Genomic DNA, 14,426 nt, shown 5'->3' with positions numbered 1-14,426 from the left:
GCCAGGACAACGCGCCCAACACCTCGTCCACGAATTGACCGCACTGGGATACCTCGTCACCACCCCCGCCACCACCTAAGTTTCACCTCAGATGTCGACGCAAGCGCTTCCGCAGCCCCGGATCGAGCATCTACTGGCGACCTGGCGACCTGGCGACCTGGCGACCTGAGCCGGGCTGTCGGGGGCCGGTGACAGACTGAGCCCGTGCTGCTCGATGACCTCGTCGCGACGACCACCGCCGTCACCGCCACCCGCTCGCGGCTGGCCAAGGTGGACGCGCTCGCCGATCTGCTGCGCCGCCTCGAGCCCGACGACGTCGCGCACGCCGTCGGGTTCCTGATCGGCCGGCCGCGGCAGGGCCGGGTGGGCGTCGGCTACCGGAGCATCGGCGCCATCACCGGCGACCCGGCCGCCGAACCGACTCTCACCGTCGCCGACCTGGATGCCTTCCTCGATCGGCTGGCGACGACGACGGGCGCCGGGTCGGACGCCGTTCGCTCCCGCGACCTGACCGGGCTGATGGCGCAGGCCACCGCGGGGGAGCAGGACTTCATCGCCCGCGTCCTGCTCGGCGAGGTCCGCACCGGCGCGCTGGAGGGCGTGCTCACCGACGCGATCGCCGCCGCGTCCGGCCACCCGGTCGCGCTCGTCCGGCGGGCCGCGATGCTCTCCGGCGACCTCGGCGGCACCGCCCGGCTCGCGCTGACCGCGGACGAGGACGCGCTCGCCGCCGTCGGCCTCGTCGTCGGGCGGCCCGTGCTGCCGATGCTCGCCGCCACCGCCGCGACCCCCACCGATGCACTGTCCACGACCGGGACGGCGTCCGTCGAGTACAAGCTCGACGGCGCCCGCATTCAGGTGCATCGCTCCGGCGACGATGTCCGTGTCTTCACCCGCAGCCTGGCCGAGGTCACCGACCGGTTGCCCGACGTGGTCGCCGCCGTCCGCGCCCTGCCCGTGCACGACGTCATCCTCGACGGCGAGACCCTGGCCCTCGACGAGGCCGGCGCGCCCCGCCCGTTCCAGCAGACGATGTCCCGGTTCGGCACCATGACCGACTCCGCGACCGCGCGCGAGACGGTGCTGACGCCCTGGTTCTTCGACGCGCTGCACGTGGACGGCCGGGATCTGTTGGACGAGCCGCTGGCGGTGCGGCTGGCCGAACTGGAGCGCATCGCGCCCGCCCTGCGCGTCCCCGGCACGGTCACCGACGACGCCGCCACTGCGGAACGGGTCTCCGCCGAGGCGCTGGCCGCGGGGCAGGAGGGCGTCGTCGTCAAGGGCATCGACTCGCTCTATGCCGCCGGCCGACGCGGGTCGAGCTGGATCAAGGTCAAACCCGTGCACACCTACGATCTGGTCGTCCTCGCCTGCGAGTGGGGCTCCGGCCGGCGGCAGGGCTGGCTGTCCAACCTGCACCTGGGCGCCCTGGACCCGGACGGCGAGTTCGGCGAGCCGGGCGGGTACGTCATGGTCGGCAAGACGTTCAAGGGGCTCACGGACGAGTTGCTGCGCTGGCAGACCGAGCGCTTCCCGCAGATCGAGACCCGGCGCACCGCGCACACCGTGTACGTCGAGCCGGTCACCGTCGTCGAGATCGCCATCGACGGCGTCCAGTCCTCGACCCGGTATCCGGGCGGCGTCGCGTTGCGGTTCGCCCGGGTGAAGCGCTACCGCGAGGACAAGCGCCCGGAGGACGCCGACACCATCGGCACCCTGCGGTCGCTGCTGCGCGCCTGAGGCCGGCGCCCGACGCGCCAGCTCGTCAATAGATGCACCATCTCCCTCGCCGGAAGCGGTTGCGTCGACATCTATTGACGACCTGGCGGGCGGTGCCGGAGCGTAAGGGGCATGTCAACCAAGGGTGAGTTCGGGGATCCGGTCGTGCTCGACGTCGACGGGTTCGACGTGCGCCTCTCCAGCCCGAACCGCGTCTACTTCGCCGCCCGCGGCGAGACCAAGCTCGACCTGGCGGAGTACTACCGCAGCGTCGGGCCCGGCATCGTGCGCGCCTTGCGGGAGCGCCCGTGCATGCTGCACCGCTTCCCCGAGGGGGCGGCGGGCAAGAAGGTGCACCAGAAGCGGCTGCCGCACGGCGCCCCGCCGTGGGTGGAGACCGTCCGCCTGCACTTCCCGCGCTGGAACCTGCACGCCGACGAGCTGTGCGTGACGAAGCTGGCCGACGTCGTCTGGGCCGTGCAGATGAGCACCGTGGAGTTCCACCCCTGGAACAGCCGCCGCGCCGACACCGAGAAGCCCGACGAATGGCGCATCGACATCGACCCGATGCCCGCCGCCACCTGGGCCGACGTCCGAAGGACCGCGCACGTCGCCCACGAGATCCTCGACGAACTCGGCGCCACCGGCTGGCCCAAGACCAGCGGGGGCGACGGCCTGCACGTCTACGTCCGGATCGCGCCCGACCACGGATTCACCGACGTCCGCCGCGGCGCTCTCGCGTTCGCCCGCGAGGTGGAGCGGCGACTGCCGGACGACGTGACGACGACCTGGTGGCGGAAGGACCGGGACCCGGCCGCCGTCTTCGTCGACTTCAACCAGAACGCCCGCGACCACACCATCGCGTGTGCCTACTCGGTGCGCGGTAACGACGTCGGCACCGTCTCGGCGCCGCTGCGGTGGGACGAGATCGACGACGCCGAGCCGGGCGACTTCACCATCGCCACCATGCCGGCCCGATTCGCCGAGCTGGGCGACCTGCACGCGGGCATCGACGACGCCGTCTTCGACATTGCGCCGCTGCTGGAGTGGGCCGCCCGCGACGAGGCGGCCGGCAGGGAGACGCCGCCCGAGCCGGAGGAGGGCGTCAAGCCATGAAGTCGATTGACTTTCGATAGGTATACACCGACAATCGAGTCATGTTCACCCTTCGTCGCGTGGTCGTCCCGCTCCGAGCGCTCCTCGCCCTGCTCTTCCTCGGTCTGCTCGTCGGGCAGACGCTGAGCTTTCCGGGCATGTTCGCCCACCAGGCGCGCGAGAACCCTCTCGCCGCCGGCTGGCAGTGGCCCCTCACCCTCGCCGCGGTGTTCGGCTTCCTGTGCGCGGAGGTGGTCGTGGTCTGCACGTGGCGGCTCCTCGGCCTGGTGCGCGACGGCCGCATCTTCAGCGCCCGGGCGTTCGTCTGGGTGGACGTCATCGTCGGCGCGATGGTGACGGCGTGGCTGGTGCTGGCGGCGATCGGCGGTTCGCTGTCCTGGTTCATCTACGTCACCCCGCAGCTGCGTGATCCGGGCGTGCCGATGATGCTGTTCGGCATGACCGTCGTCGGGGCCGTCCTCGTCCTCACCATGGTCGTGATGCGGGCGCTGCTGCGGCAGGCCACGGTGTTGCGTACCGAACTGGACGCGGTGATCTGATGCCGATCATCGTGCGCATCGACGTCGAGCTCGCCCGCCGAAAACTGAGCGTGGGCGAGTTCGCGGACCGCGTCGGCCTGACGCCGGCGAACGTCGCCGTGCTGAAGAACGGACGTGCCAAGGCCGTCCGCTTCAGCACGCTGGAGGCGATGTGCCGCGTGCTGGACTGTCAGCCGGGCGACTTGCTCGAGTGGGTCGAGGAGGACGACCGGGCTTGACCAGTCGCTGCGCCGGGGATTCACCACCTGCTCGAACCGGCAAGCTCCAGAAGCGTACGGTGAGCCCGGTCAGCGGAGTGGGCCTGCCCGAGGAGACCTAGAGCGTGACGTTGTTCTTCTCTGCGTACTCCTCCGCGGACAGCAGCGGGCCCTCCTCGTCGACCTCCACGGTGAAGAGCCAGCCGGCGCCGTACGGGTCCTCGTTGACCAGCGCGGGGTTGTCCGCGACGTCGTCGTTGACCGCGGCGACCGTGCCGGTGACGGGCGAGTACAGGTCGGAGACGCTCTTGGTGGACTCGATCTCGCCGCAGGTCTCGCCCGCGGTGACCGCGTCGCCCACCTCCGGCAGATCGACGTAGACGACGTCGCCGAGCGCGTCGGCGGCGACCTTCGAGACGCCGATCTTCGCGGGCGACGACGTGTCGACCCACTCGTGCTCCTCGGAGTACCGGAGGCCGGTCTGGACTGAACTCATGGCGTGTTTCCTCTGTTCGTGCTGACGGGGGAGGGTGGGACTACTGCTCGCGCCGGTAGAACGGCAGGGCAACGACCTCGAACGGCTCGGCCTTGCCGCGCAGGTCCACGTCCAGGCGGGTGCCCGGCTCGGACCGGGCGACGTCGACGTAGGCCATGGCGACCGGGAAACCGAGCGTGGGGCTGGGCTGGCCGGAGGTGACCTCGCCGACCTGCGCGCCGTCGGCCAGCACCGCGTAGTGCGAGCGCGCCGAGCGCCGCCCGAGGCCCTTCAGCCCCACCAGCCGCTGCCCGCCCGTGCTGCCCTCGCCCGCGTCCTTCGCCGCCTGCAGCGCTTCGCGCCCGACGAAGTCGTTCTCCTTGCTCTTCAGCGCCACGACGCCGCCGAGGCCGGCCGCGAAGGGGGTTCGGTCGCGGGAGAGCTCGTTGCCGTAGAGCGGCATGCCCGCCTCCAGGCGCAGCGAGTCACGCGCAGCGAGCCCGCAGGGGACCAGCCCGTGCTCCTCGCCCGCGGTCCGCAGCGCGCCCCAGAGGCCTGCGGCGTCATCGTTCGCGACGAACAGCTCGAAGCCGTCCTCACCGGTGTACCCGGTGCGGGCCAGCAGCACCGGCACCCCGGCAGCGGTGACCCGGACCGCGGCGTAGTACCGCAGGCCCGTGACGGAGTCCCCCTGCTCGGCCGGGACGACGGCGCGAACGATCGCCTCGGCGTTCGGGCCCTGCACGGCGATCAGCGAGGTCTGGGCGGACACGTCGGTCAGCGTGACGCCGTCGGCGTCGGTGCCCGTGAAGCCGGCCAGCCGCGTGGCCAGCTCGGACGACACGGTCGCCGCGTTGCCCGCATTCGGCACGACCAGGTACTCCTCCTCGGCCAGCCGGTACACGATCAGGTCGTCGATGATGCCGCCGTCCTCGGCGCAGATCAGCGAGTACTTGGCCTTGCCGACGGCGATCGCCGACAGCTTGCCGACCAGGGCGTGGTCGAGGAACGCGCCGGCCTGCGGGCCGGTGACCTCGATCTCGCCCATGTGGGAGAGGTCGAACAGACCCGCGGTGGCGCGGACGGCGCGGTGCTCAGCGAGCTCGGACCCGTACTTCAGCGGCATCTGCCAGCCGCCGAAGTCGGTGAACGAGGCGCCGAGCTCGGCGTGGGTGTCGTACAGCGCGGTGAACCGCTGGGTGCTGTCGGAATCGGCGGTGTCGGGGGCGGTGGTCTCGGTCATGGTGTCTCCGTCTTCCGGAATCAGAGGTCGATGAGTCGGTGGCGGCTGGGCGCGTCAGTTCTCGAACGCGCTCAGCGGCGGGCAGGCGCAGACCAGGTTGCGGTCCCCGCCGGCGCCGTCGATGCGGCCGACCGGAGCGAAGTACTTGTCCTGCGTGGGCGTCCCGCCGGGGAAGGCGGCCTGCTCCCGGGTGTAGGGCCGCTCCCAGTTGCTGGTCACGACGGCCGCCGCGGTGTGCGGGGCGCGGCGCAGCGGGGACTCGGCGACGGACACCGAGCCCTCGGCCACCTCCTCGATCTCGGCGCGGATGGCGATCATCGCATCGATGAACCGGTCCATCTCCGCCAGGTCCTCGGACTCGGTGGGCTCCACCATCAGGGTGCCGGCCACCGGGAACGACAGGGTCGGCGCGTGGAAGCCGAAGTCGATCAGCCGCTTGGCGACGTCCTCGGCGGTGACGCCCGTGCGGGCCGTCAATTCCCGCAGGTCGAGGATGCACTCGTGCGCCACCAGGCCGGCCTCGCCCGTGTAGAGCACGGGGAAGTGCTCGTTCAGGCGGCGGGCCACGTAGTTGGCCGCGAGCAGGGCCGACGTCGTCGCCTGGGTCAGCCCCTCGCCGCCCATGAGCTTGACGTACGCCCAGGAGATCGGGAGCACGCCCGCCGACCCGAAGCGGGACGCGGACACGGGGATGCCGGTGCGGTCCGGCCCGTCGAGGCTCCACGTCGCCGCGTCGCCGGGCAGGAACGGGGCGAGGTGCTCCCGGACGGCCACCGGACCGACACCCGGACCGCCCCCGCCGTGGGGGATGCAGAAGGTCTTGTGCAGGTTCAGGTGCGAGACGTCTCCGCCGAACTGGCCCGGCTGAGCCAGCCCGACCAGGGCGTTCATGTTCGCGCCGTCGATGTACACCTGGCCGCCGGCCTCGTGCACGGAGTCGCACACCATCGTCACGTCGCCGTCGTACACGCCGTGCGTCGACGGGTAGGTGATCATGATCGCGGCCAGGGTGTCCCGGTTGGCCTCGATCTTCGCCGCCAGGTCCGCGTGGTCGATCTCGCCGTTGTCGGCGGTGGCGACGACGACGACCTTCAGGCCGGCCAGGACCGCGGAGGCGGCGTTGGTGCCGTGCGCCGACGCCGGGATGAGGCACACGGTGCGCTGGGCGTCGCCGCGGCTGACGTGGTAGTTGCGGATCGCGAGCAGGCCCGCGAGCTCGCCCTGGGACCCGGCGTTCGGCTGGATGGACACCGTGTGGTAGCCGGTGATGGCCGCCAGATCGGCCTCGAGGTCGGCGATCAGCTCGCGCCAGCCCTCGGTCTGGGAATCCGGGGCGAACGGGTGGATGCCGGCGAACTCGGGCCAGGTGATGGCCTCCATCTCGACCGTGGCGTTCAGCTTCATGGTGCAGGAGCCGAGCGGGATCATGGTGCGGTCCAGGGCCAGGTCCCGGTCGGCGAGCCGGCGCAGGTACCGCATCATCTGGGTCTCGGAGCGGTAGGTGTGGAACACCGGGTGCGTGAGGTACTCGCTGGACCGGCGGACGGCCGCCGCCAGCGCGAACGAGTCCACCGGCGCCGGCGCCTCGTCGAGGTCTGCCCCGAAGGCGCGGGCGACGACGACGACGTGCTTGGCGATGGTCAGCTCGTCGCACGAGACCCCGACGGTGTCGGCGTCGACGAGCCGCAGGTTCACGCCCTCACGCTCGGCGGCGGCGACGACCTCGGCGGCCCGGCCGGGCACCGTGGCGGTGACCGTGTCGAAGAAGCTCGTGTGCGCCACGGTCACACCGGCGGCGTCGAGCGCGGTGGCCAGCTCGCGGGCGTGGCCGTGCACGCGCTCGGCGATCGCCTTCAAACCCTCCGGGCCGTGATAGACCGCGTACATGCCGGCGGCGATGGCCAGCAGGGCCTGCGCGGTGCAGATGTTGGACGTGGCCTTCTCCCGGCGGATGTGCTGCTCGCGGGTCTGCAGCGCGAGCCGGTAGGCGGGCACCCCGGCGTCGTCCTTGGAGACCCCGACCAGCCGGCCGGGCAGCTGCCGTTCGAGGCCGGCGTGGACGGCCATGAAAGCGGCGTGCGGGCCGCCGTAGAAGAGGGGGACGCCGAAGCGCTGGGCGGAGCCGACGGCGATGTCGGCGCCCTGCTCACCGGGGGAGGTGATCAGGGTCAGCGCGAGCAGGTCGGCGGCGACGGTGACCATCGCGCCCCGCTCCTTCGCTGCGGCGATCAGCTCGGTGGCGTTCTCGACCCGGCCGGAGGCGCCGGGCTGCTGCAGCACGATGCCGTTGATCGGCCCTTCGGGCAGGCCCCGGCTGAGGTCGGTGACGACCGCCTCGAAGCCGAGCGCCTTGGCGCGGCCGGCGACGACGGCGATGGTCTGCGGGAACAGGTCGGCGTCGAGGACGGTGATGCCGTTCTTCGCGTCCTTGTTCTTGTTGGCGCGCCGCATCAGCAGCACGGCCTCGGCCACCGCGGTCGCTTCGTCGAGCAGGGACGCGTTGGCGATGGGCAGCCCGGTGAGGTCCGCGACCGCCGTCTGGAAGTTCAGCAGCGCCTCGAGCCGGCCCTGGGAGATCTCCGGCTGGTACGGGGTGTAGGCGGTGTACCAGGCGGGATTATCGACGATGTTGCGGCGGATCACCGGCGGGGTCACGGTGTCGTAGTAGCCCTGCCCGATCATCTGGACGCGCTGCACGTTCTTGCTGGCCAGCGCGCGCAGGGCCGCCAGCGCGTCGGACTCGCTCAGCGCCGGACCGAGCTCGAGCGGCCCGTCCTGCTTGATGCTGTCGGGGACGGCGATGGCGGCGAGCGCCTCGACCGAATCCAGGTCGATGGCGTTGAGCATGTGCTTGACGTGCTCGTCGCGGCGGGCGCCGATGTGGCGGTCCGTGAAGGCCGAGGGAATGGACGAGATCATGGGGAACTCCGGAGGTCGGTCGGCCGGCGCGGGCGCCGGAACGGACGGGTCCCTCCCCGCTCTGTATCGGACCTGAGAGATTCCGCCGGCTCCACGATTGTCGGTCGTGGGCCCGCTTGCACCGTCGGTGAGCCCGCGAGGGCTGCTTTCCAGAGTCGGCTCGCCGCAGCGGTACAGGTGCCTGAGAGATTCCCGGGGAGGAATTTGCTCCTTCGGCGCCCGCCAGAGCGGGACTCTCCCGCCGCGGATCACAGCCTGCGGGACGACCGCCGTTGCCGGCGAAGCGTCCTGCGTCACATCAGGATACCCGACGACACGTTTCGGCCGCATGACCGCGTGGCCCACCCACCCCCGCCAGGTCGTCAATAGATGTTCAGCGGAGCCCGTTTTCGGCCCGGATCGTGCATCTATTGACGAGCTGGCGGGGAGGACCGGGGGTCAGGGGGTGAGGTCGTAGACGGTGACGCCGTCGACCGTCGTGGCCGTGTAGTTCGCCTGCACCCACGCGTCGATCGCGCTCGCCGCGTCGGACCCGCCGTTGGACTGCATCCCGATGGTGCCGGGGATCCAGTAGTGGATCTTCCCGTCCGCGACGAGCTGCTGGAACTGCGCGAGCGTCGGCGCCGGGTCCGTGCCGTTGAAGCCGCCGACGGCCATCACGGGCAGCCCGGTCGCCAGCTGATAGCCGGCGGCGTTGTTCGAGCCGACGACGGCGGCCGCCCACGTGTAGTCCCCGGCGTCCTTGGTCAACGCCGCCACCAGGGCCGTGCCCGGCGTCGTGGCGTTGAGCAGGCCGCCCATCCCACCCGCGCCACCCATACCGCCCTGCTGACCGGTCCCGGTGGGCGGCTGACCCGTACCGTTCGCCTGCCCCGCACCGGGAGCCTGGCCCGCGCCCTGCGGAGCCGTCCCGCCCTGACCGGTGTTCTGACCGCCCATGCCGCCACGGCCACCGAAGCCCGTGCCCGTGCTCGGGCCGGCCGTGACGATGGCGCCGGTGTGGCCCGTCGAAGCGGTCTGCACGGAGTACGACGTCGGGCCCGCGAGGGCGAGCACGACGGCCGCGGCGGCCACCGTTCGGGCCACGGGCCGGGTGACGTGCGGCAGGACGACCAGCCCCACGCCGGCCAGCATCCCCCCGAAGAGGATGACCCAGCGCAGCCATGGCACGAAGGTCGGCGTGCGGGCGAGGAGGATGAAGGCCCAGAACGCGGTCATCATCATGGTCGCACCGAGCAGCAGCGCCGGTACGGATTCGCGCCGTCGCTCCCACAGCAGGCCCACGCCGATGCCGACGACAGCGGCGATCGCCGGGGCGAGGGCGACGGAGTAGTACTCGTGGATGATGCCGGCCATGAAGCTGAACACCACGCCCGTGACCACGAGCCAGCTGCCCCAGACGAGCACGGCGGCGCGAGCGGGGTCGGTGCGCGGCTGCCGCCGGGTCGCCCACAGCACCACGACGAGCAGCACGAGGGCCGCCGGCAGCAGCCAGGAGATCTGACCCCCGAAGGACGCGGAGAACATCCGGAACAGGCCCGTCGTCGACGTCGCCCCACCGCCGCCGACGCTGCCCACCTCGTCGCCGGTGAGCCGGCCGAACCCGTTGTACCCGAAGGTCAGCTCGAGGATGGAGTTGGTCTGGGACCCGCCGATGTAGGGCCGGTACCGCGCCGGGGTCAGCTCGACCAGGGCGATCCACCAGCCGGCGGAGACGACCAGGGCCGCGAGCGCCCCGAGCAGGTGCAGCAGCCGGCGGCCGATCCGGTGCGGCGCGGCGACCAGGTACACCAGGCCGAAACCGGGGACCACGAGCAGCGCCTGCATCTGCTTGGTGAGGAAGGCGAAGCCGATCAGCACGCCGCAGCCGATCAACCACCGGGCCCGTCCGCTCTCGATTGAGCGCACCGTGGCGTAGGCGGCGAGGCTGAGCAGCAGCACGAGCAGGGCGTCCGGGTTGTTGAACCGGAACATCAGGGCCGCGACCGGGGTCACCGCCAGCACGGCGCCGCCCACCAGCCCGCCGACCCGGCCGGCCACCCGGGTGACGGCGGCGTAGACGGTGCCGACGGCGGCCACGCCCATCAACGCCTGCGGGAGGAGGATGGCGAAGGAGTTGAGGCCGAACAGCGTGACCGAGATGGCCATGAACCACAGCGAGGCCGGCGGTTTGTCGACGGTGATGGCGTTGGCCGCGTCGGAGGAGCCGAACAGGAAGGCGATCAGATTCTGGGAGCCGGCCTGCGCGGCCGCCGAGTAGAACGGGTTGGCCCAGCCCGAGGCGTCCAGGCCCACCAGATAGAGGACGGCCGTCGCGGCGAGCAGCGCGTACACGGGCCAGATCTGTCGCGTCGGCCGCACGCGGTCGAGGACGCGGGCCCCGAGCCGACGCGCCCGGAAGGCGCCACCGGCGGAACGCCGGCCTCGCCGCGGGGCGTGGTCACCGGCAGAGCCGCCGTCCGGATCGTCGGTGGGGGTGGCGCCGGTGCCGTGCCCGACGCCGTCGAACGTGCCGGTCGCTCCGGCGAGGGAGGTCGTCATGGTGTCTCCTTCCAGGGCCAGCTCGTCAATAGATGCTCGATCGGGCACGGAGATCGGGCCCTGGTGAACATCTATTGACGAGCTGGCGGGAGGTGGGGGGGCTGGCGGGAGGTGAAGGGGTCAGGAGCGGAGGTCGTAGACCGTGCTGGAGCCGACCGTGGTGGCGGTGTAGTTCGCGGCCACCCAGGCGGCGATCTCGGACGAGGCCGACGAACCGCCGCCCATCCCTCCGCCGCCACCCATGCCGCCACCGGAGATGAAATAGCTGATCTTCCCGTCGCGGACCATCTGCTGGAACTGGGCCAGCGTCGGGGACGGATCCGAGCCGTTCCAACCGCCGAGCGCGATGACCGACGTGTTGGACGCCAGCTCGAGATCGGCCGCACCGGTCGCCCCCGAGATGGCCGCGGACCAGGTGGTGGTCGTCTCCTGCAGCAGGGCGGTCAGGTCGGCGTCGGCGCCGCCCGCCTCACCCGTGCCGCCGGGTGCCTGCCCCGTCTCGGACTGACCGGTGGTGCCGGACTGACCGGTGGTGCCGCCGGGCGCCTCACCCGCCGCGCCGCCGGGCGCCTGGCCCGCCGCACCGCCGGGCGCCTGGCCCGCCGTGCCGTTCTGGCCCGTCGTACCGCCGGGCGCTCCGCCCATCCGGGTGCCCATGCCGCCCATCCCGCCGCCGGCGCTCGCCGGGCCGGAGGTCGGGATCGAGCCGGAGTGCGCGGAGGACGCCGTCGCGATCGCCCAGGACCCCATCCCGAGGCCCGAGGAGAGCAGGGCGGCGATGATCACGGCCACGCCCATCCGCCGCACGGCGTCGAGGCGGAACACCAGGGCCGTCGCCGTCAGCGCGCCGAGGGCCAGCTGCACCCACTTCAGCCACGGCAGCCAGTCCGACGCGGTGGAGAGCAGGGCGAAGGACCACACGGCGGTGGCGAGGATGCTGACCGCCAGGATGATGCGGGGGGCGAGATACGCCCGGCCCCGCCACAGCTCCACCGAACCGATGCCGACGAGGGCCGCGATCGCCGGGGCCAGGGCGACCGCGTAGTACGGGTGGATCGTGCCCTCCATGAAGGAGAAGATGCCGGCGGTCACGACCATCCAGCCGCCCCACAGGATGAGTGACGCCCGGGTGAGGTCGGTGCGCGGCGCTCGCCGGGTGAACCACAGCCCGGCCACGAGCAGGATCACGGCCGCAGGCAGCAGCCAGGACACCTCGGCGCCGAACGCGGAGTTGAACATCCGCAGCACACCGGTGGAGCCGCCGAAGCCGGTGTTGCCGCCACCCATGCCGCCGCCGCCACCGCCGTTGCCCGAACCGCCGAAGATCCGGCCGAGGCCGTTGTAGCCGAAGGTGAGCTCGAGGAAGCTGTTGGTCTGCGTGCCGGCCATGTAGGGCCGCGCCTCCGCGGGCGTGAGCTGGAAGACGAGGAGGTAGCTCCCGGCCACGACGACGATGCCGGCGAGCGCGGCGAGCAGGTTGAGGATGCGCCGGCCGATGCCGGTGTTCGCGGCCCACAGGTAGGCGAGGCCGAGCGCGGGGATGGTGAGGAAGCCCTGCAGCATCTTGGTCAGGAACGCGAGTCCCAGCAGCGCGCCGGCGAGGAAGAGCCAGCGGGCTTCGTGCTTCTCGATCCCGCGGACCGTGGCGTACCCGGCCGCGACGAGGCAGAGCGTGAGCAGCGCGTCCGGGTTGTCGAACCGGAACATCAGGGTGGCGACCGGGGTCAGCGCCAGCCCCGCGCCGGCGATCAGTCCCGCGGCCGGTCCGCTGGTGCGCTTGACGGCCGCGTACAGCAGCCCGACGGCGGCCACCCCCATCAGCGCCTGGGGAGCGAGCACGGTGAACGAGTTGAACCCGAACAGCCGCCCCATCAGGGCGGGCAGCCACAGGGAGGCCGGCGGTTTGTCCACGGTGATGGCGTTGCCGGCGTCGAGCGAGCCGAACAGCAACGCCGTCCAGCTCTTCGTGCCGGCCTGGATGGCGGCGGCGTAGAAGGAGTTGCCGTAGCCGGAGCTGGTCAGGTTCCAGAAGTAGAGGAGCCCGGTGCCCAGCAGCAGGGCGAGCGCCGACGGACGGACCCAGCGGGGCTGGTCCTGCTCCGACGACCCGCGGCCGGTGAACCAGCGGGCGGCCCGCGACCCGCTCCGGCGGTCCCGCTCGTCGTCGCCGGCGGCGTGTCGGTCCGCGTGCTGCTGCGGCCGGTCGATCACGTCGGTGGCCGAGGTGGCGTCGAGGAGGTAGCGCGGCAGCGCGGGGCGTCCCGGCGTGCTGCCGGTCGCGGAGGTCGAGGTGCTCATCGGTGGGAGTCCTTCATCGAGGTGGGAGCGGGGGTGAGGGTGGTCGCCGGGCCGTCGGCCGACGCGGGGAAGCGGGGCCGGAAGACCCACAGGCGGAAGAGCAGGAAGCGGACGAGAGTGGCGAGCAGGTTGGCGCCGACGACGGCGGCCAGCTCGACGGTGCGCCCGGGGGAGCCGGCGGCGTGCACCGCCGCCAGGGCCCCGGACGTGAGGGCCAGCCCGATGCCGAAGACGATCAGGCCCTGCGCGTGGTGCCTCAGCGCGCCGGTGGAGCCGCTGACGCCGAAGGTGAAGATCCGGTTGGCGGCGGTGTTGCCGATCGCCGTCGTGAGCAGTGCGACGAGGTTGGCCGCCTGGGGGTCCATCCCCAGCCGGCAGGCGGTGAAGATCGCGAGGTAGGCGAGGGTGGAGGCGACGCCGACGACGCCGAACCGCACCACCTGGGTGAACAGGGCGGAGGTCTGCCCGGGGATGGTGCCCCGTCCGACGGCGGTGCGCAGCTGCTCGACCGGGATCCGGCCGCGGACCAGGTCGCGGCTGATCCGCACGATGCCCCTGACGTCGTCGAGCGCGGTGCGGACGATGTCGACGCTCGAGTCCGGGTCGTCGGTCCAGTCGACCGGTACCTCGGCGATCCGCAGCCCGCTGCGCTCGGCGAGGACGAGCAGCTCCGTGTCGAAGAACCAGGCGTTGTCCTCGGTGTAGGGCAGCAGCATCTGCGCCACGTCGCCGCGGATGGCCTTGAAACCGCACTGCGCGTCGGAGAAGCGGGCGCCCAGCGAGGAGCGCAGCAGCAGGTTGTAGGAGCGGGAGATGAACTCCCGCTTGGCGCCGCGCACCACGCGGGAACCGCGGGCGAGCCGGGTACCGATCGCGACGTCGGAGTGCCCGGAGATCAGCGGGGCGACGAGCGGACCGAGCGCCGCGAGGTCCGTCGAGAGGTCGACGTCCATGTAGGCCAGCACGGGCGACGGGGAGTCGGACCAGACGCGGCGCAGTGCCCGGCCGCGGCCTTTCTCCTCGAGGTGGACCACCCGCACCTCCGGCAGTTCCCGGGCCACGCGCTCCGCCACCGGCAGGGTGCCGTCCGTGCTCGCGTTGTCCGCGACGGTGATGGCGAAGCGGTGCGGGAAGTGGTCGGTCAGGTGCCGGTGCAGGCGACGGAGGGTCGCCTCGATGTCCTTCTCCTCGTTGTAGACGGGGATCGTCACGTCGAGGACGGGGACGGGTCCGGCGGTGTCCACGGGCCCGCGCCGCAGGCGGGGGGCCACCGTCGGGGGGTCCGTCGCGACACCGGCGACGAGCAGGGGTGCGGTGATCGGAGCTGTCATACCGACCACTGTCGTGACGGGAGATTTGCCGTCCGTGGGGTCCGGCTG

The 14,426-nt window shown here is 72.1% G+C and carries 10 protein-coding genes and 2 riboswitches; of the genes, 4 read left to right on the top strand and 6 right to left on the bottom strand.

The features are described 5' to 3' along the window. Positions 1-204 precede the first annotated feature (204 nt). The 4 genes from IEX22_RS13645 to IEX22_RS13630 all read left to right on the top strand — a co-directional run bounded on the left by IEX22_RS13645 (position 205) and on the right by IEX22_RS13630 (position 3,592). Entirely contained in the window at positions 205-1,740 is a 1,536-nt protein-coding gene (locus IEX22_RS13645) for an ATP-dependent DNA ligase (RefSeq protein WP_188668951.1), read from the top strand. A gap of 111 nt (positions 1,741-1,851) precedes the next feature. Next, the gene (ligD, locus tag IEX22_RS13640) at positions 1,852-2,835 is read left to right on the top strand and encodes a non-homologous end-joining DNA ligase (protein WP_188668950.1); all 984 of its coding nucleotides are present in this window, start codon (positions 1,852-1,854) and stop codon (positions 2,833-2,835) included. 41 nt (positions 2,836-2,876) lie between these two features. Then, a complete protein-coding gene (locus tag IEX22_RS13635; RefSeq protein WP_188668949.1) occupies positions 2,877-3,374 on the top strand; it encodes a DUF2975 domain-containing protein in 498 nt (165 codons plus the stop codon). Beyond that, positions 3,374-3,592 carry a helix-turn-helix domain-containing protein gene (locus tag IEX22_RS13630; protein ID WP_188668948.1) on the top strand — a complete coding sequence of 73 codons (219 nt, stop codon included), beginning with the start codon at positions 3,374-3,376 and terminating at the stop codon, positions 3,590-3,592. The genes IEX22_RS13635 and IEX22_RS13630 overlap by 1 nt, the downstream gene beginning before the upstream one ends. A 97-nt stretch (positions 3,593-3,689) precedes the next feature. Here the strand turns inward: IEX22_RS13630 and gcvH are convergent, their stop codons facing one another. The 6 genes from gcvH to IEX22_RS13600 form a co-directional block, all read right to left on the bottom strand. Next, positions 3,690-4,067 (bottom strand): glycine cleavage system protein GcvH, encoded by a 378-nt coding sequence (gene gcvH / locus IEX22_RS13625; RefSeq protein ID WP_188668947.1) that lies wholly within the window; start codon positions 4,065-4,067, stop codon positions 3,690-3,692. Between the two features lie 40 nt (positions 4,068-4,107). Next, complete coding sequence (gene gcvT, locus IEX22_RS13620; protein ID WP_188668946.1) at positions 4,108-5,289, bottom strand: glycine cleavage system aminomethyltransferase GcvT; 1,182 nt, start codon at positions 5,287-5,289, stop codon at positions 4,108-4,110. A gap of 54 nt (positions 5,290-5,343) precedes the next feature. Next, on the bottom strand, positions 5,344-8,208 hold the full coding sequence (gcvP, locus tag IEX22_RS13615; protein WP_188668945.1) for an aminomethyl-transferring glycine dehydrogenase: 2,865 nt from the start codon (positions 8,206-8,208) through the stop codon (positions 5,344-5,346). Between the two features lie 51 nt (positions 8,209-8,259). Then, positions 8,260-8,367: riboswitch (glycine riboswitch) on the bottom strand. Beyond that, a riboswitch (glycine riboswitch) is annotated at positions 8,368-8,459 on the bottom strand. A gap of 187 nt (positions 8,460-8,646) precedes the next feature. Then, positions 8,647-10,749, bottom strand: coding sequence for a glycosyltransferase family 39 protein (locus IEX22_RS13610; protein WP_188668944.1), 2,103 nt, complete (start codon positions 10,747-10,749; stop codon positions 8,647-8,649). Positions 10,750-10,869: 120 nt separating this feature from the next. After that, complete coding sequence (locus IEX22_RS13605; RefSeq protein WP_188668943.1) at positions 10,870-13,047, bottom strand: glycosyltransferase family 39 protein; 2,178 nt, start codon at positions 13,045-13,047, stop codon at positions 10,870-10,872. Beyond that, positions 13,044-14,378, bottom strand: coding sequence for a bifunctional glycosyltransferase family 2/GtrA family protein (locus IEX22_RS13600; protein ID WP_188668942.1), 1,335 nt, complete (start codon positions 14,376-14,378; stop codon positions 13,044-13,046). The genes IEX22_RS13605 and IEX22_RS13600 overlap by 4 nt, the downstream gene beginning before the upstream one ends. Between the last annotated feature and the right edge of the window lie 48 nt (positions 14,379-14,426).

Origin of the sequence: Tersicoccus solisilvae (genome assembly GCF_014643255.1) — a bacterium.
Classification (GTDB): domain Bacteria; phylum Actinomycetota; class Actinomycetes; order Actinomycetales; family Micrococcaceae; genus Tersicoccus; species Tersicoccus solisilvae.
Note: the sequence above shows the minus strand (reverse complement) of the source record. Positions and strands in the feature narration are given on the sequence as shown.

What these genes read in the sequence shown, in the direction of transcription:
- ligD (WP_188668950.1), top strand. Translation starts at nt 1,852, where the DNA reads ATGTCAACCAAGGGTGAGTTCGGGGATCCGGTCGTGCTCGACGTCGAC.
- IEX22_RS13635 (WP_188668949.1), top strand. Translation starts at nt 2,877, where the DNA reads ATGTTCACCCTTCGTCGCGTGGTCGTCCCGCTCCGAGCGCTCCTCGCC.
- IEX22_RS13630 (WP_188668948.1), top strand. Translation starts at nt 3,374, where the DNA reads ATGCCGATCATCGTGCGCATCGACGTCGAGCTCGCCCGCCGAAAACTG.
- gcvH (WP_188668947.1), bottom strand. Translation starts at nt 4,067, where the DNA reads ATGAGTTCAGTCCAGACCGGCCTCCGGTACTCCGAGGAGCACGAGTGG.
- gcvT (WP_188668946.1), bottom strand. Translation starts at nt 5,289, where the DNA reads ATGACCGAGACCACCGCCCCCGACACCGCCGATTCCGACAGCACCCAG.
- gcvP (WP_188668945.1), bottom strand. Translation starts at nt 8,208, where the DNA reads ATGATCTCGTCCATTCCCTCGGCCTTCACGGACCGCCACATCGGCGCC.
- IEX22_RS13610 (WP_188668944.1), bottom strand. Translation starts at nt 10,749, where the DNA reads ATGACGACCTCCCTCGCCGGAGCGACCGGCACGTTCGACGGCGTCGGG.
- IEX22_RS13605 (WP_188668943.1), bottom strand. Translation starts at nt 13,047, where the DNA reads ATGAGCACCTCGACCTCCGCGACCGGCAGCACGCCGGGACGCCCCGCG.
- IEX22_RS13600 (WP_188668942.1), bottom strand. Translation starts at nt 14,378, where the DNA reads ATGACAGCTCCGATCACCGCACCCCTGCTCGTCGCCGGTGTCGCGACG.